Annotated in this window: 28 protein-coding genes; 20 read left to right on the top strand and 8 right to left on the bottom strand. The window is 32.1% G+C overall.

Annotation, left to right across the window (positions count from 1 at the left end; genetic code table 11):
- Positions 1-44: 44 nt before the first annotated feature.
- The 7 genes from JM82_RS06335 (at position 45) to JM82_RS06305 (ending at position 5,594) form a co-directional block, all read left to right on the top strand.
- A complete protein-coding gene (locus tag JM82_RS06335; protein ID WP_145001877.1) occupies positions 45-1,580 on the top strand; it encodes a YifB family Mg chelatase-like AAA ATPase in 1,536 nt (511 codons plus the stop codon).
- Between the two features lie 70 nt (positions 1,581-1,650).
- Entirely contained in the window at positions 1,651-2,010 is a 360-nt protein-coding gene (locus JM82_RS06330; protein WP_145001876.1) for a hypothetical protein, read from the top strand.
- Positions 2,011-2,015: 5 nt separating this feature from the next.
- Positions 2,016-2,732 (top strand): hypothetical protein, encoded by a 717-nt coding sequence (locus JM82_RS06325; RefSeq protein WP_145001875.1) that lies wholly within the window; start codon positions 2,016-2,018, stop codon positions 2,730-2,732.
- A gap of 120 nt (positions 2,733-2,852) precedes the next feature.
- A complete protein-coding gene (locus JM82_RS06320) occupies positions 2,853-3,353 on the top strand; it encodes a hypothetical protein (protein ID WP_145001874.1) in 501 nt (166 codons plus the stop codon).
- Between the two features lie 9 nt (positions 3,354-3,362).
- Positions 3,363-4,070 (top strand): hypothetical protein, encoded by a 708-nt coding sequence (locus JM82_RS06315; protein WP_145001873.1) that lies wholly within the window; start codon positions 3,363-3,365, stop codon positions 4,068-4,070.
- 306 nt (positions 4,071-4,376) lie between these two features.
- Positions 4,377-4,772: a hypothetical protein gene (locus tag JM82_RS16355; protein WP_186439188.1), complete on the top strand. Its 396-nt coding sequence runs from the start codon at positions 4,377-4,379 to the stop codon at positions 4,770-4,772.
- Positions 4,773-5,594 carry a sensor histidine kinase gene (locus tag JM82_RS06305; protein WP_145001871.1) on the top strand — a complete coding sequence of 274 codons (822 nt, stop codon included), beginning with the start codon at positions 4,773-4,775 and terminating at the stop codon, positions 5,592-5,594.
- 10 nt (positions 5,595-5,604) lie between these two features.
- Here JM82_RS06305 and JM82_RS06300 read toward each other — a convergent pair whose 3' ends face one another.
- From JM82_RS06300 to panB, 3 genes are all read right to left on the bottom strand, one after another.
- Positions 5,605-6,975 carry an aldehyde dehydrogenase gene (locus JM82_RS06300; protein WP_145001870.1) on the bottom strand — a complete coding sequence of 457 codons (1,371 nt, stop codon included), beginning with the start codon at positions 6,973-6,975 and terminating at the stop codon, positions 5,605-5,607.
- A 144-nt stretch (positions 6,976-7,119) separates the two neighbouring features.
- Entirely contained in the window at positions 7,120-7,815 is a 696-nt protein-coding gene (locus tag JM82_RS06295) for an RluA family pseudouridine synthase (protein WP_145001869.1), read from the bottom strand.
- 47 nt (positions 7,816-7,862) lie between these two features.
- Positions 7,863-8,681 carry a 3-methyl-2-oxobutanoate hydroxymethyltransferase gene (gene panB / locus JM82_RS06290; RefSeq protein ID WP_145001868.1) on the bottom strand — a complete coding sequence of 273 codons (819 nt, stop codon included), beginning with the start codon at positions 8,679-8,681 and terminating at the stop codon, positions 7,863-7,865.
- Between the two features lie 108 nt (positions 8,682-8,789).
- On the opposite strand from panB, the gene JM82_RS06285 reads away from it, so the two are divergent.
- Entirely contained in the window at positions 8,790-9,242 is a 453-nt protein-coding gene (locus tag JM82_RS06285; RefSeq protein ID WP_145001867.1) for a nuclear transport factor 2 family protein, read from the top strand.
- 4 nt (positions 9,243-9,246) lie between these two features.
- Here JM82_RS06285 and JM82_RS06280 read toward each other — a convergent pair whose 3' ends face one another.
- Positions 9,247-10,668 (bottom strand): L-serine ammonia-lyase, encoded by a 1,422-nt coding sequence (locus JM82_RS06280; protein WP_145001866.1) that lies wholly within the window; start codon positions 10,666-10,668, stop codon positions 9,247-9,249.
- Between the two features lie 179 nt (positions 10,669-10,847).
- Between JM82_RS06280 and dnaK the strand changes: the two genes are divergently transcribed.
- The 4 genes from dnaK (at position 10,848) to JM82_RS06260 (ending at position 15,765) form a co-directional block, all read left to right on the top strand.
- Positions 10,848-12,743, top strand: a complete 1,896-nt coding sequence (gene dnaK, locus JM82_RS06275) for a molecular chaperone DnaK (RefSeq protein ID WP_145001865.1) — start codon at positions 10,848-10,850, stop codon at positions 12,741-12,743.
- A gap of 201 nt (positions 12,744-12,944) precedes the next feature.
- Positions 12,945-13,892, top strand: a complete 948-nt coding sequence (locus JM82_RS06270; RefSeq protein WP_145001864.1) for an NAD(P)H-dependent flavin oxidoreductase — start codon at positions 12,945-12,947, stop codon at positions 13,890-13,892.
- A gap of 9 nt (positions 13,893-13,901) precedes the next feature.
- Positions 13,902-14,375: a hypothetical protein gene (locus JM82_RS06265; RefSeq protein ID WP_145001863.1), complete on the top strand. Its 474-nt coding sequence runs from the start codon at positions 13,902-13,904 to the stop codon at positions 14,373-14,375.
- A 106-nt stretch (positions 14,376-14,481) separates the two neighbouring features.
- A complete protein-coding gene (locus JM82_RS06260; protein ID WP_261375331.1) occupies positions 14,482-15,765 on the top strand; it encodes a hypothetical protein in 1,284 nt (427 codons plus the stop codon).
- Here JM82_RS06260 and JM82_RS06255 read toward each other — a convergent pair.
- Positions 15,755-16,333, bottom strand: a complete 579-nt coding sequence (locus JM82_RS06255; RefSeq protein ID WP_145001862.1) for a GNAT family N-acetyltransferase — start codon at positions 16,331-16,333, stop codon at positions 15,755-15,757. The two genes, JM82_RS06260 and JM82_RS06255, sit on opposite strands and share 11 nt — an antisense overlap.
- Before the next feature lie 43 nt (positions 16,334-16,376).
- On the opposite strand from JM82_RS06255, the gene JM82_RS06250 reads away from it, so the two are divergent.
- The 5 genes from JM82_RS06250 (at position 16,377) to JM82_RS06230 (ending at position 21,086) form a co-directional block, all read left to right on the top strand.
- Positions 16,377-16,802 (top strand): PaaI family thioesterase, encoded by a 426-nt coding sequence (locus tag JM82_RS06250; RefSeq protein WP_145001861.1) that lies wholly within the window; start codon positions 16,377-16,379, stop codon positions 16,800-16,802.
- 3 nt (positions 16,803-16,805) lie between these two features.
- Positions 16,806-17,921, top strand: a complete 1,116-nt coding sequence (locus JM82_RS06245) for a chorismate-binding protein (protein ID WP_145001860.1) — start codon at positions 16,806-16,808, stop codon at positions 17,919-17,921.
- Positions 17,922-17,963: 42 nt separating this feature from the next.
- Positions 17,964-19,715: a 2-succinyl-5-enolpyruvyl-6-hydroxy-3-cyclohexene-1-carboxylic-acid synthase gene (gene menD, locus JM82_RS06240; RefSeq protein WP_145001859.1), complete on the top strand. Its 1,752-nt coding sequence runs from the start codon at positions 17,964-17,966 to the stop codon at positions 19,713-19,715.
- A 118-nt stretch (positions 19,716-19,833) separates the two neighbouring features.
- Positions 19,834-20,175: a DUF2853 family protein gene (locus JM82_RS06235; RefSeq protein WP_145001858.1), complete on the top strand. Its 342-nt coding sequence runs from the start codon at positions 19,834-19,836 to the stop codon at positions 20,173-20,175.
- 71 nt (positions 20,176-20,246) lie between these two features.
- Positions 20,247-21,086: a S1 RNA-binding domain-containing protein gene (locus tag JM82_RS06230; RefSeq protein ID WP_145001857.1), complete on the top strand. Its 840-nt coding sequence runs from the start codon at positions 20,247-20,249 to the stop codon at positions 21,084-21,086.
- On the opposite strand, the gene JM82_RS06225 is transcribed toward JM82_RS06230, so the two are convergent.
- Positions 21,070-21,501, bottom strand: coding sequence for a hypothetical protein (locus JM82_RS06225; protein ID WP_145001856.1), 432 nt, complete (start codon positions 21,499-21,501; stop codon positions 21,070-21,072). The genes JM82_RS06230 and JM82_RS06225 overlap by 17 nt on opposite strands.
- A gap of 178 nt (positions 21,502-21,679) precedes the next feature.
- A complete protein-coding gene (locus JM82_RS06220; RefSeq protein WP_145001855.1) occupies positions 21,680-22,123 on the bottom strand; it encodes a hypothetical protein in 444 nt (147 codons plus the stop codon).
- A gap of 301 nt (positions 22,124-22,424) precedes the next feature.
- Here JM82_RS06220 and JM82_RS06215 point away from each other — a divergent pair, with 301 nt between their 5' ends.
- Together JM82_RS06215 and menA are read left to right on the top strand one after the other, a co-directional pair.
- On the top strand, positions 22,425-23,264 hold the full coding sequence (locus JM82_RS06215) for a 1,4-dihydroxy-2-naphthoyl-CoA synthase (protein ID WP_145001854.1): 840 nt from the start codon (positions 22,425-22,427) through the stop codon (positions 23,262-23,264).
- A 3-nt stretch (positions 23,265-23,267) separates the two neighbouring features.
- Positions 23,268-24,170, top strand: a complete 903-nt coding sequence (gene menA, locus JM82_RS06210; protein WP_145001853.1) for a 1,4-dihydroxy-2-naphthoate octaprenyltransferase — start codon at positions 23,268-23,270, stop codon at positions 24,168-24,170.
- On the opposite strand, the gene JM82_RS06205 is transcribed toward menA, so the two are convergent.
- Positions 24,171-24,962, bottom strand: a complete 792-nt coding sequence (locus JM82_RS06205) for an SDR family oxidoreductase (RefSeq protein ID WP_145001852.1) — start codon at positions 24,960-24,962, stop codon at positions 24,171-24,173.
- A gap of 57 nt (positions 24,963-25,019) precedes the next feature.
- Between JM82_RS06205 and JM82_RS06200 the strand changes: the two genes are divergently transcribed.
- Positions 25,020-26,054, top strand: a complete 1,035-nt coding sequence (locus JM82_RS06200; protein WP_145001851.1) for an o-succinylbenzoate synthase — start codon at positions 25,020-25,022, stop codon at positions 26,052-26,054.

The raw sequence follows: 26,054 nt of genomic DNA, 5'->3' as shown, positions 1-26,054 counted from the left end.
ATTGAAACTTTTTTCCTACTTTTAGTATCTAAACTAACCATTTTATGCTAAGAAAAGTTTTTGGAAGTGCTGTCTTTGGTGTCGAAGCCACAACAGTAACCGTTGAAGTTAACGTAGATAGTGGTATTGGATATCATCTTGTTGGACTTCCGGATAATGCTATTAAAGAAAGTAATTTTAGGATTGCTGCTGCACTTCAAAATAATGGGTATAAAATTCCAGGTAAAAAAATAATTATAAATATGTCACCAGCAGACCTTCGTAAAGAAGGTTCTGCTTATGACTTGACTTTGGCTATGGGTATTTTGGCTGCGTCTAAACAAATAGCAGCAGATAATTTAGAGGATTTTTTAATCATGGGCGAGTTGTCCTTGGATGGTACTTTACAACCTATAAAAGGGGCTTTGCCAATTGCAATAAAGGCTAGAGAAGAAGGTTATAAAGGTTTTATACTACCTATACAAAACGTAAAAGAAGCTGCTATTGTTGATGGTCTTGAGGTTTATGGAGTAGAAAATATAAAACAAGTCATTAATTATTTTGATAAAGGAGAAGCTTTAGAACAAACCATAATTGATACAAGAAAAGAATTTGAAAAAAACTTAGACTTTCCTGAGTTTGATTTTAGTGATGTAAAAGGTCAAGAAAGTATAAAACGCTGCATGGAAATTGCAGCAGCTGGTGGACATAATATTATTTTGATAGGTCCTCCAGGAGCAGGTAAGACTATGTTAGCAAAGCGTTTGCCTAGTATTTTACCACCAATGACTTTACATGAAGCTTTAGAGACTACCAAAATACACAGTGTAGTTGGTCGTGTTAAGGACACTGGTTTGATGGCTCAAAGACCCTTTAGAAGTCCTCACCACACCATTAGTGATGTTGCACTTGTTGGTGGTGGTGCATATCCACAACCAGGAGAAATATCACTATCACATAATGGTGTTTTATTTTTAGATGAATTACCAGAATTTAAACGTGGTGTTTTAGAAGTGATGCGACAACCGTTAGAGGACAGAGAAGTTACCATTTCTAGAGCAAGATTTACTGTAACGTATCCATCATCTTTTATGTTGGTTGCTAGTATGAATCCTAGTCCAAGTGGATATTTTAACGATCCTGATGCTCCTGTAACTAGTAGTCCAGCCGAAATGCAACGTTATTTAAGTAAAATTTCCGGACCGCTTTTAGACCGAATTGATATTCATATTGAAGTGACTCCTGTACCTTTTGAAAAATTGTCTGAAGAACGTAAAGGCGAATCTTCTGTAGACATAAGAAAACGGGTTACTAAAGCACGAAAAATCCAAACCACTCGTTTTGAAACTTTTGAAAATGTACATTATAACGCACAAATGTCTACCAAGCAAATTAGGGTGTATTGTAAGTTGGAAGAGGCTTCAAAGCAATTACTTAAAACAGCAATGGAACGCTTAAATCTTTCCGCAAGAGCGTACGACAGAATATTAAAAGTATCTAGAACCATAGCAGATTTAGAAGGGAGTGAAGATGTTAAAGGTAATCACATTAGTGAGGCAATCCAATACAGAAGTTTAGATAGAGATGGTTGGTTGGGATAAATGTTTAAAGTTTAATAGATTTTCTGTACTTTCGTAAACAGCTATTAATAACTATAAACCATATTTTAAAATGTCAGAACCAACTGGAAAAATTTCGGCTACTGAAGCCGAAACACTAAGTAACGCGTGGACTAAACTACGTCAAGATGCTAATAATACTGCTGCAGGTCAGGAAGATAATAGGTCTTCGTGGTATTCTCTTGAAGATATGCAAGCATTTCTTGAAATGATTAAAGAACAAAATCCTAATGTAAATGGTGTAAGATGCTATTTAGGTGTGCAGTCCGATAAGGAAACATCTAAAGGATTAACCACTATATTTATGGTACCAACAGAAGATGTTGATGGTAAAAACATGGATATAAAAGATGCTGATGGTATTGATAGAGGACAAGGAGGAATGCCTCCAGGAGCTGGTTATCCAAATTAATTATTATGGAAGAATTTTTAAAGGACAATTATAGTATTTTAACTAAATTCTTCATTTTAGTAGCAGTTGTTTCTGGTCTTGTAACTTACAAGAAACATAAAGGAACACCTGCTGCTTTTTTTGTTAAAGTTTTAATCTATTTTTTAATTGTAGAATTAATAGGTACCTACTCTTCATTGTACAAAAATTTTAGCTTTTTAGAGCCAATATATAACTCATTATTTAGACAAAATTATTGGTGGTATACTATTGCTTTTGATATTATTGGTATTGTATTATTTTCGCTTTTATTTCAAAAAGTTATTCCTAATAAGCTTTATAATAAGGTGTTAAAATATAGTACTTATGGGTTTGTTCTTTTTTCTATACTATATATTATTTATAATCGTGATTTGTTTTTCTTTCAGTTTTTTCCCGTAATTCAGATAACAGGAGCCTTAATAATACTTAGTTGTAGTGTCTTTTATTTTATAGAATTATTGTTGAATGATAAAATTATAAAATTTTATAAGTTTCTTTATTTTTACATAGCTATAGCCATTTTTATATGGTGGATTGTCGTGACACCATTAACGTTTTATGATGTTTACATGGTAAATGGTGATTGGGATTATATTTTATTAAAGTGGGAAATTTACTTATCTCTAAACTTTATAATGTATATATCATTTGCTATTGGTTTTTTAATCTCTGAGCCAGAAAATTTGATTAAACTAGACTAGTATTAGCCTTATATTATAATATTTAATATGTTTTCTTATTAGATAGTTTTCTATGTAAAAGATAGTTAGCTAATTTTTTTTTATTACTTTTAAATTGCTATTAACCAACTTTTAAAACAAATGAAAAACTTAGGCAGCTTAATCTTAGGATTAATTATTGGCGCATTGGTAATGTATTTTTATTCAAACAATTTAAAGGGATCTCACGTTATTAACCCAGTTATAAAACCAAGAGGTGTCATTACGCCAAATCAAGCAATAGTGTTAGATTCTACCTACAATTCTAGACATACTTTAATTAGCGACAGTATTGTAAAACAACCCGATAATCGCTCAAGTTGGTGGTCTTTAGATGATGTTACTAATTATATAGATTATGCTAAAAACCAATCTGACAGCTTAGGTTATAATATGAGTGGATTAAGAGTCTATTTAGGAGCCTATCCAACAAGTAAAAATCAGGTTGGATATACTACCATGTTTATGGTACCAACAGGAGATGTCAAAATGGTTGATGGAAGTAAAGGTTTTGCAGCATCAGCTAATACTGATATTGAAGGAGCTAACCCTTTAAATATGGGAACTGCTGGGAATCCTCCAAATTCTAATTATCCTCATTAATTCCGTATTGTGGAAACATTTTTGAAACAAAATTATAGTTTAATAACCCACAGTATAGAGTTATTGGCTGTGCTTATTGCTTTATTATGCTATAAAAAATACAAGTTAACTTCTGGTAAGTATTTTATATATTTTCTATTCTATGTTTTTGTTATTGACCTGTTAGGAGAATATCCTTCATTTTACAATACGTTTGAGTGGTTAACTACTGTACAAAATTCTGTATTTAGATATAATTATTGGCTGTTTACAATTTTTTACATTTTAGGAAGCATAGTGTTTTATATGTTTTATTATCATAAGATTTTAAAAAACAAAACACATAAAATTATAGTATTGGCAGTAGGTATATTAAGTTTAGTAATTTCAATAATCTATATAGCATGTAATACAGCTCAGTTTTTTAATGGCTTTTTACCTTTAATAAGTGTGTTAGCTGCTTTTTCTATTATAACATTTACAACGTGCTATTTTATCGAGTTGTTACAAAGTGATAAAATGCTTAGGTTTTATAAAATATTAGACTTTTATATTAGTATAGCGTTGCTTTTTTGGTGGTTAATTACAACTCCAGTTATTTTTTACGGTATTTACAATTCTGATGAAGATTGGAATTTTGTAATCTTAAAATGGCAAATATTTTTGTTTTCAAATATCATGATGTACTTAACTTTTACTTTTGGATTATTAATTTCAAGGCCTCATGAAAACGATTAGATGATAGATTTTATAACCAAACATTTTAATTTTATTGTGTATTTTTTTGAATTAATTGCGTTTATAACAGGCGTTATTTTATTTAAAAAGCATAAAAGTAAAGCAACAAAGATTTTTATATTTTTTTTAGCTTACATAGTTTTTGTCGAGTTTGTGGGATGTATCTTAACTTATCTTAAAGCCAACGCAATAGTGCAATTTGTAAGACAGTTAGGGGTAACAACCCGTCTATGGTATAATGTGTTTTGGTTATTTGGAAGTGTCGTTTTTATCTTGTTTTACTATTATAATTTGTTTAAAATCAAGATGTTTAAGACTACGATTAAATATATAAGCTTATTATATGTTTTAATTTTTACTATACATGTAGTCTTTAATTACGACGCCTTTTTTAATGCGCATCATACGTTTTATTTTATTTTAGACGCCTCAATAATTTTTATATGTGTAACGCTTTTTTGTTTAGAATTACTTAAAAGTGACGACCTTTTAAATATTTCAAAATCATTTAGCGTGTACGCTACTTTTGGGTTGTTTTTATGGTGGCTAGTAACAACTCCAATTATTTTTTACGAAAGTTATAATACCACTGCAGACTGGGATTTTGCAAATTTAAAACGTCGCGTATTTCTATTTGCTAATATATTTATGTATACTTGTTTTGTATTGGGTCTAATAGCTTCTAAACCTCAAAAAAATTAAATGATTAATACTTTAAATTTTATACAAACACAGGCAACCTCTACACAGTCAGAACGTTATTTGCTAATTTATATGATTGGTGTGCTTATTGTGGTAACCACCTTGGTAGTATTGTTTTTTATAGTATTTCAAAAAAGAAAAAACACACTACTGTTAGATAAAATTTTACAACAACGCGCTTTTGATTTAGAGCTATCAAATGCACAAACCGAAATACAAGAGCAAACCCTAAAAAATATTGGTTGGGAGCTTCACGATAACGTAGGTCAGTTGTTAGCAGCAGCTAGCATGCAACTTAATATCCTTAAAACTAAATTAAATGTTGACGGAAACGAAAACTTTGCTGAAGCCTCAGATTTTGTAAAACAGAGTTTAAAAGAAGTTAGGATGTTATCACGATCGTTAAATAATGAGGTGATACTAAATATTGGTTTTGAACAGTCCATTACCAATGAGTTAAACCGACTTAAAAAAATGAAATTTGCTTCTGCAGAATTACAAGTAAAAGGGATAGTAGTTCCTTTTAATGATAAAAAGCACGAGATTATTATATTCAGAATTTTACAAGAGTTTTTTTCCAATACAGTTAAATATTCTGAAGCAAAAAACTTGACAGTAACCTTAAATTATCTGGCAGATAAATTAATTTTAGTAGCAACAGATGATGGTAAAGGATTTGATATAAATACAGTACAAGAAGGATCAGGTTTATTAAACATGAAAAGTCGTGCCCAACTTATTAATACCAACTACAATTTAACTTCAAAACCAGGAAGTGGTGTTAAGTTGCAATTAGAGTATCCCTTAATAAAACAAGCTTAATAGACTGCTTTTATAGCCATTTTAAAGCCTTTCTAACAAAGTTTAACTTATTCTTATAAGGTGCATAACGTACAGGTATATCCAACCAATTAGCTTTTTTAACAACACCCTTTTTATGACTAAACGTGTCAAAGGTGTACTGTCCATGATAAGCACCAAGTCCACTATTACCTACACCTCCAAACGGTAATCTATGATTAGCAAAATGTACAATGGTATCATTAATGCATCCTCCTCCAAACGAGAATTTTTGTATTAATTGTTTCGCTTTCGCGGAATTTGAGCCAAATACGTATAAGCTTAAAGGTTTATTGTATGACATGATAATAGTGTCTAATTCCGAATCTTTTTGATAAGAAATCACAGGAAGAATCGGACCAAAAATCTCATCTTTCATCACTTCGCTATCAAGCTGTGGCTCATCAATAATAGTTGGCGCAATGTACAAATCAGAAGCATCAGTTTGTCCGCCAATAATGCACTTTTGATTAACTAACATTTTTGCTAAACGCTCAAAGTTTTTGGCATTTATAATTCGCGCAAAATCTTTAGATTGTTTTGGAGTAGAGGAGTATGCTAATTGTATTTCATGCTGCATAGCTTTATAAAAAGCTTCTTTTTTACTATCATGTATTAAAACATAATCTGGTGCAATACACGTTTGACCTGCATTTACAAATTTACCCCAAACAATACGTTTTGCTGCTAGCTTTATATTTGCTGAATTATCAATTATACAAGGGTTTTTTCCACCCAACTCTAATGTAACAGGAGTTAAATTTGGTGCAGCAGCCTTAGCTACTATTTTACCAACTGCGACACTGCCTGTAAAGAATATATAATCCCAATGTTGCTCTAGTAATTTGGTAGAGGTATCTACACCACCTTGCACAACAGCAACATGTTCAGGGTTAAAAACAGTATTGATAATATCGTTAATTAATACAGAGGTGTGTGGTGTTAACTCACTAGGTTTTAAAATGGCTGTATTTCCTGCTGCAATTGCACCAACTAGTGGAGCCAATGCTAATTGATAGGGATAATTCCAAGGTGCTATTATTAAAACACTTCCGTAAGGTTCTGCATACAAATAATCAGTGGACGGAAAGTTTAATAACGCTGGCAAGACGCGCTTTGGTTTTGCCCATTTATTTAACTTTTTTATAGTGTGTTTTAAATCCTGAATTACAATCGCTGTTTCGGTTAAAACACTTTCAAATTCAGGTTTTTTAAAATCGTTATATAACGCATCTATAATCTCTTGCTCTCTGGTTTTTAATTGATTTAACAACGATTTTAAAAGTGTTTTTCTGTAGGGAACACTTAAAGTTTTACCTGTTTTAAAATACGCTTTTTGATTGTTTAATAATTCAGGAATCATAGTGGTGTTTTAAAATTAAAGATAAACTATTTTATTGATTTGCTGCTCATGCGTTAGTGGTAGTAATGACATCCTTTTTTTGCTACCATAAATGGCAAAAAAAGATATAATGGATGACACGACCCTTGTGGTAACGCCCAAATATTACAAACAAGCGTCCCAAATAGGATCTTTAGGTAAAGGTGCTGTAATGTTTAAATCGTCTTTAGAGACTGGATGAGTAAATTGTATGTTTCTTGCGTGTAAGCTTATGCTTGCGTCTTTGTTACTGCGATCAAATCCGTATTTTAAATCGCCTTTAATTGGAGAACCTATACTAGACAGTTGCGAGCGTATTTGATGATGACGTCCTGTTTCTAGATTAACTTCAAGTAAAAAATAGTTGTCTAGCTTTTTGATTATCTTGTAATGTAGGATTGCCTTTTTGCTATCTGGTACTTCTTTTATATAAGCTGTAGACTTGTTGTTTTTTGGATTTTTCTTTAACCAATGGATCAAAGTATCAGCATCTTTTTCTGGCCTATTTTTAACTAAAGCCCAATAGGTTTTAGAGATGTCTTTGGACACAAACAACTTATTTAATCTTGGCAAGGCTTTACTAGTTTTAGAAAATATGACTAAGCCTGTTGTTGGTCTATCTAATCTATGGACAGTCCCTAAATACACATTGCCTGGTTTATTGTATTTTAAGGCAATGTAATTTTTAATAACGTCACTTAAAGGTGTGTCTCCTGTTTTGTCACCTTGCACAAGGTCTCCAGCACGTTTATTAACGACAATAATATGGTTGTCCTCATAAATAACTTGAAGGTTGTCTTTATTAGATAAAACTTTTGACATTAGGATATATAATAGTATTGCAAATTAGTCTTAATAGCTAAAAGTTATTAATACTGCTCGTTATCGTTAGGGAAGTCTCCACTTTTAACGTCTTCGCCATATTGAGCAATTGCTTGACTCATTTCTTCATATAAATTCATGTAACGACGTAAAAAACGAGGGTTAAACTCATGCGTCATACCTATCATATCATGTAAGACTAGTACTTGACCATCAACACCATTTCCGGCTCCAATACCTATCACTGGTATTGATACGCTTTGTGCAACCTCTTGTGCTAATTTTGCAGGAATTTTTTCTAGTACAATAGCAAAACATCCAATGCGCTCTAACATAAGTGCGTCTTCCTTTAGTTGGTCTGCTTCTTGTTCTTCTTTAGCTCTTACAGTGTAAGTTCCAAATTTGTATATAGATTGAGGAGTTAAACCTAAATGTCCCATGACAGGTATTCCAGCATTAAGGATGCGTTTAATAGAGTCTTTAATTTCTTTACCACCTTCCAATTTTACTGCGTGTCCACCAGACTCTTTCATGATTCTAATAGCACTTCTTAAAGCTTCTTTTGGATCACTTTGGTAACTACCAAACGGTAAATCTACTACAACTAAAGATCTGTCAATAGCACGTACTACAGAGGATGCGTGATATATCATTTGATCTAAAGTAATAGGCAATGTTGTTTCATGTCCAGCCATTACATTACTAGCAGAATCACCAACTAAAATAACGTCTGTACCTGCACCATCTACTATTTTAGCCATAGTATAATCGTAGGCAGTCAGCATGGAGATTTTTTCTCCATTTTTTTTCATTTCTACTAATGATTTAACGGTAACGCGTTTATATTCTTTTTTTGCTACAGACATGTTTTGTAATTTTATTATAGAATGTAAATGTACTAAATTAAAGGCTTATTCTGAATTTTAATTTATTTTGAAAGACTTATATTTAGCTAATAATTATAATATTTTTTTATGAAATTATTTAGTCTTGTACTTTTTGTAATGTGTAGTAGTTTTAGTTTTTCTCAAATTGATGAACAAGAAAAAGCAATTAAAACTATTACTACTTTTTTTGAAGGGTTTCATAATCAGGATTCTGTGGTAATTAAAAGCGTTGTGTATAAAGCTGTTGTTATGCAATCAATAAATGAAAACACTAATGGCAATTTGGAATTAACGACCTCTAATTTTTCTGATTTTATAAAACAGATTGTTGCTATTCCAGAAGACCAAACGTTTTCTGAAAAATTATTAAGCTATAGTGTGCAAATTGATGGCAATATGGCAAATGTATGGACGCCTTATCAGTTTTGGTACAATGACAAGCTTAGTCATTGTGGCGTAAACTCGTTTCAATTGCTAAAAGTTAATCAAGAGTGGAAAATCTTTTATTTAGTAGATACTAGATCAAAATGCCAAGAATAAACGGTTAACAATCCGCCATATTAACACGTACAGCCAATCCACCTTCGCTAGTTTCTTTATATTTAGTGTTCATGTCTTTTGCAGTTTCCCACATGGTATCGACTACTTTATCCAAAGGTACTTTTACGTTTTTAGGATCGGTGTCTAAAGCTAATTCGGCTGCATTAATAGCTTTAATTGCTCCCATACTATTGCGCTCTATACAAGGGATTTGTACTAATCCTCCAATAGGGTCGCAGGTTAATCCAAGATGATGTTCCATAGCAATCTCTGCTGCAATCATGACTTGTTCTGGGCTACCTCCAAGCAATTCGCATAAGGCTGCTGCAGCCATAGCGGAAGACACACCAATTTCGGCTTGACATCCACCCATTGCAGCACTAATAGTGGCTCCTTTTTTAAAGATGCTACCAATCTCGCTAGCTACTAACAAGAATTTTTTAATGTCTTCAAAATCTGCATCATGGTTTTCTATAACCATATAATACATAAGGACAGCTGGTATAACACCAGCACTTCCATTGGTAGGTGCAGTAACCACACGACCAAGAGAGGCATTTACTTCATTTACAGCCAAAGCAAAACAGCTTACCCATTTTAATATTTGTCTAAATTTAACTTCACTGTTTCTAATGCTTTCTAACCATTCTTGAGGTGTAGTGTATGGCATTTCAATGTTTAAACGCTTGTGTGTGTCAAAAGCACGACGTCGTACGTTTAATCCTCCAGGTAAGTTACCTTCGGTATGACAACCAATAAACATACATTCAAGCATGGTGTCCCAAATGCGATGTAACTCGAAGTCAATCTCTTCATCGGATCTAAGAGAGCGTTCGTTTTCTAAAACTATTTCAGAAATACTTTTATTTTCGTTTGTACAAAACGCTAGCAACTCGGTTGCTTTGTCTATTGGATATGGAAACTCTTTTTTTAATTCTTTATTTTCGGCATCGACCGTACGTTCTTCTTTTATAACAAAACCACCACCAATAGAGTAGAAGGTAGATGTATGAATTTCGGTTTCCGCGAAAGCGGTAAACTTAATTCCATTTGCATGAAACGGTAAAAATGCTCTGTTAAAAATAATGTCTGATTTGGCAGTAAACGGAATAATACGCTCGTTATTTAAAACTAACTTTGAGGTATTATTAATGGATGCAATAATTATGTCAATAGTATCCGTTGGTATACGTTCTGGATCTGCACCACTTAATCCTAACATGACTGCTAAATCTGTAGCATGACCTTTACCAGTTAATGATAAAGAACCGTATAGGTCGATGGTTACCTTTTGGATACTGTCAAAAAGGTTAGCTTCTTTTAGTTCATAAATCCATCGTTCTGCAGCTCTCCATGGTCCTAAAGTGTGAGAACTAGAAGGTCCTACACCAATCTTAAGCATGTCAAAAACCGAAATACACTCCATATCACTAAATCGTTTTAGTATTGAGCGACAAATATAGTTTTTTGTTGCAGATATAATAATTAAAACCATTTCAATTTTGATAGATTTCTGCCATCATGTCAGTCAACTTGTTATGGCATAATCATTGACTTATTGTCATCGTAACAATTACAATACAAAATTTAAAATTATATAAAATTATGAGTAAGATTATTGGAATCGATTTAGGAACAACAAACTCTTGCGTTTCTGTAATGGAAGGTAATGAAGCTGTTGTCATCCCAAACGCAGAAGGTAAACGTACGACACCTTCAGTTATCGCTTTTGTTGAAGGAGGCGAAATTAAAGTTGGTGATCCAGCAAAAAGACAAGCAGTAACTAACCCAACAAAAACAGTTTATTCTATTAAACGTTTTATGGGTAACAAATATTCTGAATCTAAAAACGAAGCAGAACGTGTACCATACAAAGTAGTTAAAGGAGATAATGACACACCACGTGTTGATATTGATGGTCGTTTATACACGCCTCAAGAATTATCTGCAATGATTCTTCAAAAAATGAAGAAAACTGCTGAAGATTATTTAGGTCAAGATGTAACTGAAGCAGTAATTACTGTACCAGCTTACTTTAATGACTCGCAAAGACAAGCAACTAAAGAAGCTGGTGAAATTGCAGGATTAAAAGTACGTCGTATCATTAACGAGCCTACAGCAGCAGCTTTAGCTTACGGAATGGACAAAAAAGGGACTGACCAAAAAATAGTAGTATTTGATTTTGGTGGAGGAACACATGATGTATCTATCCTAGAATTAGGAGATGGTGTATTTGAAGTATTATCTACAGATGGAGATACACACTTAGGTGGTGATGACGTTGATCAAAAAATTATTGATTGGTTAGCAGACGAGTTTAATAATGAAGAAGGAATGGACTTACGTAAAGATCCAATGTCTTTACAACGTGTTAAGGAAGCTGCAGAAAAAGCGAAGATTGAATTATCATCTTCTGAGCAAACAGAAATCAATTTACCATACATTACAGCTACTGCAAGTGGACCAAAACACTTAGTACGTACTTTAACACGTAGTAAATTTGAGCAATTAATTGACGATTTAGTAAAACGTACTATTGAGCCTTGTCAATCGGCTTTAAAAGCTGCAGGTTTATCAAAATCTGATATCGACGAAGTTATTTTAGTAGGTGGATCTACACGTATTCCAGCAGTACAAAAAGCAGTAGAAGCATTTTTTGGAAAAGCACCAAGTAAAGGTGTTAACCCAGATGAGGTTGTATCTTTAGGAGCAGGTATCCAAGGAGGAGTTTTAACTGGAGATGTTAAGGATGTATTACTTTTAGACGTAACTCCTTTATCATTAGGTATTGAGACTATGGGTAACGTATTTACTAAGTTAATTGAAGCAAATACAACAATCCCAACTAAAAAATCTCAGGTTTTCTCTACAGCAGCAGATAACCAACCATCAGTAGAGATTCACGTATTACAAGGTGAACGTGCTATGGCAGCAGATAATAAAACTATTGGACGTTTCCATTTAGATGGTCTTCCACCAGCACAAAGAGGTGTACCACAAATTGAGGTAGCTTTTGATATTGATGCTAACGGAATCATTAAAGTTTCTGCTACAGATAAAGCAACTAACAAGACACAAGATATTCGTATTGAAGCGTCTTCTGGTTTAACTGAAGAAGAAATTAAGAAAATGAAAGCTGACGCTGAAGCAAATGCTGAAGCAGATGCAAAAGCAGCAGATAATGCTAAGAAATTAAACGAAGCAGATTCTATGATTTTCCAAACAGAAAATCAATTAAAAGAATTTGGTGATAAATTATCTGATGATAAAAAAGCACCAATCGAAGCAGCTTTAGCGGAGTTAAAAACAGCTTACGAAAGCAAAGATGTAGCAGTTATCGAGCCAGCGTTAGAAAAAATTAACGAAGCTTGGAAAGTAGCTAGTGAAGAAATGTACAAAGCACAAGCAGATGCTCAAGGTGGACAACCAGGACCAGAAGCAGGAGCGGATTCAACTGAAGGTAGTGATGTTGAAGATGTAGATTTTGAAGAAGTAAAATAATTATAGATATCTAAACTAGTTTAGAATTTCATAATATTAAAAACGCAACCATTAATTTGGTTGCGTTTTTTTGTTTATAACCGTACTATTATTGGTTTTAATTTTAGGGTTAAATACTATATAGAGGACAATAATTCATTTTAATAAACTATGCATGCATAATAAATTTATTGTTATATTTGTTTAAATAACATTATAATTATGCAAACTAAATTAACTCAGCTTTTAAATATAAAATACCCAATTATCCAAGCGCCAATGTTTTTGGTGTCTAATGTAGCAATGGTTACGGAAGGTATGAAAGCTGGTATTGCTGGTTGTATTCCTGCACTTAATTACCGTACTTTAGATCAATTAAGGGAAGCAATACAAGAGTTAAAAGCTAATAAAGTAGAAGGAGGCTCTTTTGGGTTTAACCTAATAGTTAATAAATCTAATATTAAGTATAAAGAGCAACTTAGAGTATTATGTGAAGAAGGTTGCGATTTTATTATAACGTCTTTAGGGAGTCCAGAAGAAACCATTAATCAAGCTCATAAAGCAGGTATTAAAGTATTTTGTGATGTGACAGACCTACGTTTTGCTAAAAAAGTAGAACAATTAGGTGCTGATGCTGCAATTGCAGTTAATAATGAAGCAGGAGGACACAGAGGTAATTTATCGCCACAAGAATTAACTAATCAACTAAGTAAAGCTTTAAATATACCAGTTATTTCAGCTGGAGGAGTAGGATGTAAAGCAGATATTGATAAAATGTTAAGTTATGGAGCAGAAGGCGTATCTGTAGGAAGTCCATTTATTGCATCTGTTGAAGCTGGTGTTACAGATGAGTATAAGCAAGCATGTGTGGATTATGGCGAAAAGGATATTATCATGACAGAGCGTATCTCTGGTACTCCATGTACCGTAATTAATACACCTTACGTACAAAAAATTGGTACTAAACAAACTTGGCTAGAACGCGTATTAAACAAAAATAAAAAATTGAAAAAATGGGTGAAAATGATTCGTTTTTCAATAGGTATGAAAGCTACTCAAAATGCAGCTAAAAAAGCAACGTACAAAACCGTTTGGGTTGCAGGACCAAGTATTGAACATACTAAAGCTATTTTACCTGTTAAAGCTATTGTAGCTAATTTAATAGCCTAAATTAAGTTAATGATAATTCAACCTAAATCTATTAGAAAGGTTTTGCAGGTTGCCTTAGCAACTACTATTGTATTAGGTGTAGTCATATTTATATCAGTTATATATGAATCGAGACAAGACTTGTCTGATGATTTTAGATTTTCAAAACTTTTAAATACACCAATTCAAGTTAGAAGTTCAAGTACAATACGATGGAATAAAAATAATATTCGTTTTAAACATTATACTCTTAATCAAAACGAAGACTCTAACTATGATTTAGAGGATGTTAAGTCTGTTAAAAAATATCAAATTGGTGATACTATATATTTTTATGCAGCTAAATCCTATAAAAGTATGCATGTCGGAGAAAACTTTTACTTAATAGGTAAAGACACTTTAAATAATGGCGAAATTATAGAATTTGAATATTATACAGCTTCAGATTATTCTCCAGAAATATGGGAAACGGAAAAAGAATTTTTAAAAAGAGTTAGGCATTAATTATCCAGCGACTATATTTTAACTTAATTTTTATAATTCAAGTTTTTAAAATTTAAAGAGTTGTTATAACTTTAAAGCTAGCATATTAACCAAAACTTCATTTCTATTGTTAAAAAAAGTAATTTACTTTTTAATTGTGATACTTGTACTATTTATAGGTATGGTGTATTGGTCTACTTCCTCAACAGATCAAACATTTAAAACGTCTCAGTTAGTTAATATTGATAATGTTAATGCCATAAATTTTCATGATTTAGATTCTGTATTAGTAGCAGCAAGCGCTTTATATAAAGCAGATGAGATTAAAATACTTTTTCAAGGAGAGCAATATCGTGCTGCTTGGGCAACACCAATTAAAGCACCTGTATTATTTTTAGACACTTTATTTGGAGGTGTTACAATTACTAAGGAAGGTGGTGGTAAGCAAACCCATTCTTTAAAACTAGAAACTAAAGAAGGTGTTGAGTTAACACTTAGAGGTATTAATAAAGATCCAAAACCACTTATTCCCGAATTTGTAAAAACATTAGGATTAGAAAATATTATCGTAGATGGTATTTCTGCGCAACATCCTTATAGTGCTATATTGGCTGCTGAGCTAGCTAATAAATCCGCTATAATTAATACCAAACCTAAAGTGGTATTTCTTCCAAAGCAACCGCTATTGGGAGACTATAATAACAAGTATGGGAATAGACTATTTTTATTAGAGTACGAAACAGAAAGTAAGACCAATTGGACAAACTTAAGTAATGTTTCTGAAATCGTTGACACTAAAAACCTTCAAGAATTAAAATTAAGTAATACTAATAATATATTTATTGATAAATCTGCACTTATTAGAGCTAGACTGTTTGATCTATTAGTTGGTGATTGGGATAGGCATACAAAACAATGGGGTTGGGCTATACAGCAAACAGATCAAACTTACACAGCTATTCCAATTGCAGGAGATAGGGATAATGCTTTTATAAATTTAGAAGGTATTATACCTTCTATTTTATCCAATGAAAATGTTGTTGAACAGTTAAGACCATTTGATTACGAAATAGATTTTATGCCAGGATTAGTCTATCCATTTGATCAATATTTTTTATTAAACACGGAAGAAAATTTATTTATACAAGAAGCGAAACAATTGCAATTACTTCTTAATGATGAGGCTTTACTAAAAGCTTTAAAAGTTTGGCCTTCTCAAATTTTAGATATTGATGGAGAAGAAATCATTAGTAAAATAAAAACAAGACGAGATAATTTAGTGTCCTATGCTAAATTATTTAAAACAACCATAGATAAAAAAGGTTTGGTAACACAGCGTCTAAAAGGCTCTGAAGATTTAAATCTTCCAGAACAACTTCAGGCATGTTTTGAGTGTTATACTAAATATTAAATTCTTTAAACATATTGGTTTTAATAGTAAGCCATTCGTTTTTTAAAATACCATAACAACAAGTACTTCGTCTAAAACCATCAGTCATTACTGTGTCTTGGCGTAATATGCCTTCTAGTGTTGCTCCTAATTTTGTGACTGCTTTTCTAGATTTAATATTACGCTCATCAATTCTAAATTCTACTTTTTCAAAAAGTAACGTTTCAAAAGCATATTGTAGCATTAAAAATTTCATATGGCTATTTAGACCTGTTCCTTGAAAATCATGTCCTATCCAAGTCCAACCAATATGTAAGACTTTGTTTTTATGGTTAATTAAACCAAAACGAGTGCTACCTGCAAAAGCTTGTTTTTGCTTGTCATAAACAATAAAAGGTAGTGTAGTATTATTATAAAAACCTTCAATTGCAGTTTGTACATAATTTTTTAGAGTCTCTGGAGTAGAAATGGTATTAGGCGAATAATAAATTAAATCAGTCTCTTTAGCAATAGTAGTTAATTGTTTATAATTACTTAAGTCTAAAGGAATTAGTTTTACACGATTGTTTTCAAGAGTTGGAGCTGTCATTTTAGCGCTAGGTTTTGTATTTTTACATTAAAATTAAAGATACATGAAGTATTCTAAAGCACAAGTGTTAGCTATAGCAAATAAGGCAAGCAAAAACACTTTAATGGAAACCTTAGAAATAGAAGTTGTGGATTATGGCGAGGATTTTTTAGTATCCAGAATGCCAGTGACACCACGTGTGCATCAACCAGATGGAGTGTTGCATGGAGGCGCAACAGCAGCATTGGCAGAAAGTGTTGGTAGTTTTGCGTCGCATATCTTTTTAGATTCAGAAAATTTAATGATTAGAGGGTTAGAGATTACAGCTAATCATTTAAAAAGTATTAGCGCTGGCTATGTCTATGCTAAGGCTACTTTTTTACATAAAGGACGTACAACGCAATTGTTAGATATTAGAGTAACGGATGAAGATGACAACCTAATTTCGTTATGCAAATTGTCAACCATTTCTTTACCTAAAAAGAAGTAAGTTATGACCTCTTCCATTTTTTTTGATCAGCTTGCTCAACAATTTGACAAGCAACTTCCTTTTGTAGCTTATAAAAAGCCCAATCAAGTAGCGGTAAAAGCAATGCTTCAGGATAGCAATCAGCTTCATTTTACAACTAATTTTGAGGATAGTGGTTTTGTGTTTTCACCTTTTAAAAACGAAGATAATACGGTACTATTTCCTTTAAATAAAAGTCAAACAATTTCATGTTTGCATGATAGTACTACGGTTGATTCTAAAAACCAATTAAGTAGCGCTATAAATCTTTCAGCGAAAGCGAAACATATAAAAATAGTAGAGAAAGCTATTGCCGAAATTGAAGATGGTAGTTTTAAAAAAGTAGTGATATCTCGAGTTGAAACCGAAGCTTTTCCTGTAGACAATACACTTTTACTATTTAAAAAATTATTAGCGACTTATAAAACAGCAATGGTGTATTTTTGGTATCATCCAAAAGTAGGGCTGTGGTTAGGCGCAACGCCTGAAACCTTATTAAAAGTAGAAGGTAACCGCTTTTTAACCATGTCTCTTGCAGGTACGCAACAATACAAAAATACAGTTGATGTCCAGTGGCAATCCAAGGAACAAGAGGAGCAGCAATTAGTTACGGATTTTATAGTAAGTAGTTTAGAGTCGTCAGTCAGTAGTATTAATTTGGGCAACACAGAAACTATCAAAGCGGGGAATTTATTGCATTTGCAAACTAAGATTTCTGGACTATTAAAGCCTGAAAATGGATTTCAGTCTGTTATTGCTAAATTACATCCAACGCCTGCAGTTTGCGGTTTACCTAAAGAAAACGCTAAACAGTTTATATTAAAAAACGAAGGCTATAATCGTGAATATTATACCGGTTTTTTAGGCGAAATAAATATTAAACAAGCCAAAACAAGAAATACCAATCGCAGAAACGTAGAGAATAACGCTTACGGATCTGTTAAAACAATATCGCATTTGTTTGTTAATTTAAGATGTCTTCAAATTAAGAACAACCAAGCATTAATATATGTAGGTGGCGGAATTACAAAAGATTCTGTACCTGAAAACGAATGGGAAGAAACCGTTGCAAAATCTAAGACTGTTAAAAACCTCTTATAATGGTTTTATTTAGGATTTGGGTTTCGTATTTTTGTATAACACATGAAACACCCAAAAATACCTTTAGCGCAAACGGTAATTCAGCTTTGTAAAGCCAAGAATATCCAACACGTTGTACTGTCTCCAGGAAGCAGAAATGCGCCATTAACCATTGGATTTACTCACGATCCTTTTTTTAAATGTTATAGTATTGTGGACGAGCGTTGCGCAGCTTTTTTCGCATTAGGTATCGCACAACAAATAAAGCATCCCGTAGCAGTTGTTTGTACTTCTGGTAGTGCGTTGTTAAATTATTATCCAGCGGTGTCCGAAGCGTATTATAGCCATGTTCCGTTAGTGGTTTTAAGTGCTGACAGACCTAAGTACTTGGTCGGAATAGGTGATGGACAGACTATAAATCAAGAAAACGTTTTTAAAAACCACATTCAATATTCGGCTAATTTAAAGCAAGATTTAAATCCTGAAAAAGAAAACGCTTTCGCGGAAGACTTGCCAATAATGAAGAGTATTGAGAATAAAGTCGAACGCTTTTTAGGGCTACAACAAGGGATCCAACAATACAACGAAACCGAAATTAATAAAGCCTTTAATATTGCAATAACAACACAAGGCCCTGTACATGTTAATATTCCGTTTGATGAGCCTTTATACCAAATGGTGGATGCGCTTACGGTAACTCCAGAAGTAGTGCCGGTACCAGAACCTAATATAGTTAGTGAAGATTATAACGCTTTCGCTGAAATTTGGAATAACTCCAAAAAGAAGTTAGTATTAGTAGGTGTTTTGGCTCCAAACAGTGTGGAGCAACACTTTATTGACGTTTTAGCAGAAGATGAAAGTGTATTGATATTAACCGAAAGTACCTCTAACTTACATCACAATAATATTTGTCCGAGCATTGATAAATTAATTGGTGCGTTAACGGAACAGGAGTTGCAAGGCTTACAACCAGAAATACTATTAACCTTTGGAGGTTTAATAGTATCTAAAAAAATAAAGAAATTTTTACGTACCCATAAACCCACACAACATTGGCATGTGTCCGAAAATGGGGCAAATGACACCTTTTTTGTGCTAAACAAGGTGTTTAAGCAATCAATAAACTCATTTTTTCAATCTTTTATACCATTAACTAAAGCTTTAAAAAGTGATTATAATCCATTTTGGAAAAACCAAATGGATATTAGACGCGAAAAGCATGTGCAATACATGGGGTTGATTCCATTTTCCGACTTTAAAGCATTTGACGTGTTACTAAAAAGTATACCAAATCAAACGCAATTACAAGTTGGTAATAGTTCTGCTATTAGATATACACAGCTTTTTGATATTAATCCAACGTTGGACGTTTTTTGTAATCGAGGAACTAGCGGAATTGATGGAAGTACAAGTACTGCAATTGGAGCAGCAATAACAAGAGATAATCCAACCGTATTTATTACTGGAGATTTAAGCTTTTTTTACGATAGTAATGCACTGTGGAATAACTACATACCTAAAAACTTTAGAATTATAATTATTAATAACGAAGGAGGAGGGATTTTTAGAATTCTGCCAGGACATAAAAACACAGATAACTTTGATTATTTTTTCGAAACGAAACATAATCTGTCGGCAAAGCAATTGTGTCAAATGTATGGTTTAGAATATACTAAAGTAACCAATCAACACCAATTAGAAAATGCTCTAGACCATTTTTACGATAAAACCGAGCAACCTAAGTTATTAGAGGTTATGACGCCAGCAAGAGACAATGATAGTATACTATTAGATTATTTTAAGTTTGTTAAATAATTTCAACGAAAAAATTGGACGTTTATCGTAATTGTAATATTATTTTTTTTCGCTTAAAAAGAGATATAAAAAAATTGTACCTTTAAGAAGCTAAAAATATTAATCTAAATTTAAAATTATGAGTAAACGTGATGAATTAATCGCAAAGTATGCAACAGACCTAAAAGATAAGTGTGGTGTAACTGCAGATATGGATTTTTTAACTAAAGTAACTATAGGTTGTGGTCCATCAATATATAACAAAGATTCTGCAACTGTTTCTGGTTCTGATGCATCAGAATTAGCGACTGTAAAAAACAATTTTTTAATTAAAAAATTAGGCTTAGCAGATAGCGATGATTTAGATAAAGCTATAGATTCTGTAATGGAAACTTACGGAAGGTCTAATAAAAATAAATACAGAGCAGTGGTTTATTATTTATTAGCTAAACATTTCAAAAAAGAATCTGTTTATAAATAAAATTATAAAATAATACATAAAAAAAGCGTTACAGTTCTGTAACGTTTTTTTTATATGCTTACATTTGCAAAATGATACAAATAGGACAATTCAATACACTTGAGATTTTAAGAGATACAGAACCTGGATTATTTTTAGGCGATGCAGATAATAATGAGGTTTTATTACCAAATAGATATGTTCCAGAACATTTTGAAATTGGTGATAAATTAGAGGTGTTTGTATATTTAGATAATGAAGAGCGTATCATCGCAACAACTACAGAACCATATATTTTAGATGGTGAGTTTGCTATGTTACGATGTAATGAAGTTACCAAATTTGGAGCCTTTTTGGATTTTGGATTGGTTAAAGAATTATTCTGTCCTTTTAAAGAACAAGCTTTCCCTATGAAAAAAGGAGGTTGGTACTTGGTACGTTGTTATCTAGATGAGGTTACAGAGCGTTTGGTAGCGTCTAGTAAAACCAATCGTTTTTTAGATAATAAGGAGTTAACAGTAGATCAATTTGATCAAGTTGATATTATTGTGTCGCATCCAAGTGATCTAGGTATGAATGTTATTGTAAACAACAGACATACTGGATTAATTTATAAAGACAATATCTTTCAGGATATTAGTGTTGGTGATAAATTAAAAGGGATTGTTAAAAAAATACGACCTGGTAACAAATTGGATATAAGCTTAGGAGAAATTGGTTACAGAAATATTGAACCAAATGCTGATAAGATTATGCAAGAACTTACTGATAACAATGGGTTTTTGGCATTGACAGATAAATCTAATCCTGAAAAAATTAAAACGGTGTTACAAATGAGCAAGAAAACCTTTAAAAAGGCTATTGGGACTTTGTATAAACAAAAACTGGTTGATTTAAAAGACGATGGTATTTATCTTAAGAAGCAAGATTAGTATTATTTACCAAATTGTTTTTAATTTTAGCCCATTCTATGGCTTCATATAAGTCTTCAAAACGTTTGATTTCTACTGTAGAGAATACCTTTTCCATTAGAGCATTAAACCAACTTTGTTCGCTTTTTGTGACTACAGCGTAACCATTTAACACGTTATTATTTTTATAAAACTTTAGCCAATCAGATGGTTTGACTGAGTAGTTATTTACGCGGTTTGAGATATAGCAAACATTTATATTTGGTCCATAAAATTTATGTACAGCCTGAATCACTTTTTTAGCTTCTTCCCAGGAGTAAGTAATGCCTTCATTTATTTCTGATATAACCAAACCATCAAGAAAATAAAAATTACCTTGATCTGTGATGTGAACATCAAGAATAGAATCTGCTAAAGTTGAATCGATGATTGTCATAAGTATAGTAGGTTTAGGCTAAACTATATAACAACTAGTTGACATACAATTTGTTGGGTATTTTTAATCAGTTTTTTCGACAAAAAATTGTATAAATAGGTCAAACGACAAAAAAAAAGCCACCTAAAAGAGGTTAGGGCTCTAAAAGGTAGCTATTTAAGCATCTAATTAAAATGCCTTAGGGTGTATCAAATGTCACGCTATCATTGGTTGAATTTAATATATAATCATTAATTGTATTATAAGCTTCTGAAATGTTATCAAAATCTAATACAGGTATTTTGCTAAATTGTTTTTCTAAGCTAATATTTACGTTATTAAAATTAGTATTTCCAACTACGCCATAAAATTTTAAATTAGGTAAATTTTTACTGTACTTAGGTAAATCTAAAACCTCTAAGGAGTACTTATTTAATCTATTTGAAATTATACCAAATGGTTTTTTTAATGCTTCATAATAATCATAAATACATTTAAAAGGTAATTTGGTGCTATTAAAACTTACATGTTCGCCTTCATTAACTTGTGTAATAATCATGTTTTTGAAGAAAAATAAATCACCCATAGGAAACTTATGTACTTCTTTTATTTGATTATAAATTTCAGAATTTATTATATTCATTATAGAGGGATTATTAATTCTTAATCAAAGATAATAAGTGGTCATAAAATCTGAAACCAAATATAGTGTTTTATTTTTCAAATAGACAAGAAGTAAATAAATCAGTTAAAAAACATTTCTTTGAATAATTTTTAATTCACTTAAATACTTTTATTCAGAGATTTACTTCTTTTATAGGGTTTTTTCATCCTCATTAATCATCATAGATAATCATAATTATTCGGTTTCTTAAAATCAATTTTAATTCTGATAAAAATTTTTATTTGCGTATTTTTATGCTCTTAAAACTTAACGACATCTTATGGAGCAAATTAAATGGATAAAGGCTAAAGAATATGAGGATATAACTTATAGCAAATGCAATGGAGTTGCCAGAATTGCATTTAACAGACCAGACGTAAGAAACGCTTTTAGACCAAAAACGACAAAAGAATTATATGACGCTTTTTATGACGCAGGAGAAGACACATCAATAGGTGTAGTGCTATTATCTGCAGAAGGTCCATCGTCTAAAGATGGTATTTATAGTTTTTGCTCTGGAGGAGATCAAAAAGCAAGAGGTCATCAAGGTTACGTTGGAGAGGATGGTTATCATAGACTAAATATATTGGAAGTACAACGTCTAATTAGGTTTATGCCTAAAGCTGTTATTGCAGTTGTGCCAGGTTGGGCTGTTGGTGGTGGACATAGTTTACATGTGGTTTGCGATTTAACTTTAGCAAGCAAAGAACACGCTATTTTTAAACAAACAGATGCCGATGTTACAAGTTTTGATGGTGGTTACGGATCTGCCTATTTGGCTAAAATGGTAGGACAGAAAAAAGCAAGAGAAATTTTCTTTTTAGGAAGAAATTACTCTGCTCAGGAGGCTTATGATATGGGAATGGTAAATGCTGTTATTCCGCATGATGAGCTAGAAAGCACAGCTTATCAATGGGCTCAGGAAATTTTAGAAAAATCGCCAACCTCAATCAAAATGTTAAAATTTGCAATGAATTTAACAGACGATGGGATGGTAGGTCAACAAGTGTTTGCAGGAGAAGCAACACGATTAGCTTACATGACAGACGAAGCTAAGGAAGGTAGAGATGCGTTTTTAGAAAAACGTAAGCCAAACTTTCCAAAACAATGGATTCCATAATATATGAAAAACTTAAAAAAGTGGTTGTCGGCAATGCGTTTACGTACTTTGCCTTTATCCATATCAGGTATTATTGTAGCAGCTTGTTTAGCAAAATATAATGGTGTATTTGATTATATAATTTTTGTATTTGCTATACTTACAACATTAAGTTATCAGATTTTATCAAACTTGGCTAATGATTATGGTGATGGTGTAAAAGGTACAGATAATGATCAAAGAATAGGTCCTGTAAGAGCTTTACAATCTGGAGCAATTACTAAACAGCAAATGTTTAATGCTATTAAAATTAATGTTTTAATAAGTATAGCTTTAACTATTGGGCTTATATTTTTTTCGTTTAAGGCGCAACATCTTCTATTAGCTTTTGTGTTTTTTATATTGGCATCTTTATCTATTTATGCAGCGATTAAGTATACTGTAGGGAATAACGCTTATGGATACAAAGGTAAAGGAGATGTTTTTGTATTTGTGTTTTTTGGTTTAGTTAGTGTTTTAGGTTGCTATGTATTGTTTGCTAAACAAATTGACTATATCGTTATTTTGCCAGCAATAGCAATAGGTTTGCTAAGTACAGCTGTATTAAATCTTAATAACATGAGAGACATCGTGTCTGACGTTACTGCTAACAAAATTACATTAGCAGTTAAATTAGGAGCTGTTAAGGCTAAAAAATATCACTATGTTTTAATTATTACTGCTATTGTTCTATCTGCATTATTTGGTGTATTGTATTACAAATCACCATTTAATCTCATCTATTTTATAGCCTATATACCATTAATATTGCATCTTAAAACAGTGAAGTTGGTTACTAATCCAAAGGATTTTGATCCAGAGCTTAAAAAATTAGCCTTAACAACGGTATTACTTAGTTTACTATTAGGTATAGGTCAATTATTATAATTATCTAACCTGACTTTTTATCACAAAACGATGTAATAGTCTTGGAAAAAAGCGTTTTAAGTAAACTCCAAGTATCTCTTTTTTCCCAATATAAGCTTCAAACTTTTCTTGCTTAATAGCTTTAAGCATGCGTGTGCTAAACTCAGTAATGGATAATCCATTTTCAGTAGCCTTATCTTGACTGTTTTGTAAAGATCCATCGCCAATTAAAGCGTTTTTAGCAATATTGGTATTGACAAAACCAGGACAAATTAAAGTCACCTTTACATTATCTTTTTCATGTTCCATGCGCATTGCATCAAAAAAACCATGCAAAGCATGCTTTGCTCCGCAATACCCAGAACGATAAGGCGAACTAAATTTACCCATCAAACTAGTTACTACTGCATAGTGACCAGATTGGTTTTTAATAAAGTGTGGTAATAAGGCTTTGCTTAAAGCAATGGTTCCTAAATAGTCAATCTCCATTAATTTTTTGTCTACACTAATGTCTGTGTCTATTATTAGCGATCTTTGGCTAATTCCACCATTATTTATTAGTAGGTCAACAGATCCAAATAGACTTATGGCTTTAGCTACAATAGGTTTCATGTTGTCATAATTAGCCAAATCAATGGGTAAGATAGCAATGTTTTCAGGTTTAAGACATAATTGTTTGATTAGGTTCAAATCGGTTTCTTTTCTTGAAGAAATTATTATTTGACAATCTAATTTTGATAAGGCTAAAACTAACCCTTTTCCAATTCCGCTAGAGGCACCTGTAATCCAAACAACTTTATTTTTAAAGGTCATGTAATCGTAGTTTTTTAGGTGAAATTACGAAAATATTTAAGTATTTTTGAAATCCTTATGAAAGCATCGTATTACAAACATATATTAGAATTTAAACAACCAAGCGGAACCTCTAGAGGTATATTAAAAACAAAGGAAACTTGGTTTATAATTATCGATAAAGATGGAAAACGTGGTGTTGGAGAATGTGGTATTTTAAGAGGTTTAAGTGCAGATGATAGACCTGATTATGAGGCACAACTTAAGTCCACTTGTTTAGATATTGAAAAAGGTTTAGATTATTTGTATGCTAAAAATAATCAATTTCCTAGTATCCAAATTGGATTAGAAATGGCCTTTAAGAGTTTAGAGAGCACTAATCCTTTTGTCTTATTTCCTTCTGATTTTACAAACGGAAATGCTGTTATAGATATTAATGGTTTGATTTGGATGGGTGATCAAGCCTTCATGAAACAACAAATTGAAGATAAAATAGCTTCAGGTTTTAGTTGTATTAAATTAAAAATTGGAGCTATAGATTTTCAAACTGAATTGGATATTTTAAAGGGAATCAGGCAAAATTTCAGCGAAAGCGATATAGAGCTACGTGTTGATGCAAATGGCGCTTTTAGTACTACTGAAGCTTTGGAGAAACTTAAGCGTTTATCAGACTTTAATTTACATTCCATTGAGCAACCCATTAAAGCTGGTCAACCGGAAGACATGGCTAAATTGTGTGAGACAACACCTTTAGCAATTGCTTTGGACGAAGAGCTGATTGGTGTTTTTAACGATCATGATAAAAAACAACTGTTAGAGTGTATTAATCCACAATATATTATTTTAAAACCAAGTTTTATAGGCGGATTTAAAGGCAGTGATACTTGGATAAATTTAGCAAAAAAACAAAATATTGGTTGGTGGATTACTAGTGCTTTGGAGAGTAATGTGGGATTAAATGCAATTGCACAATATACTTTTACAAAAGGGAGTGATTTACCTCAAGGTTTAGGTACAGGTAGCCTTTTTACTAATAATATTACGTCGCCTTTAAAGGTGAAAAATGGAACGTTACAATATAATTTAAATACTAATTGGGAATTTAATTTTTAA

The organism is Olleya sp. Hel_I_94 (assembly GCF_007827365.1).
Lineage (GTDB): Bacteria > Bacteroidota > Bacteroidia > Flavobacteriales > Flavobacteriaceae > Olleya.
Note: the sequence above shows the minus strand (reverse complement) of the source record. Positions and strands in the feature narration are given on the sequence as shown.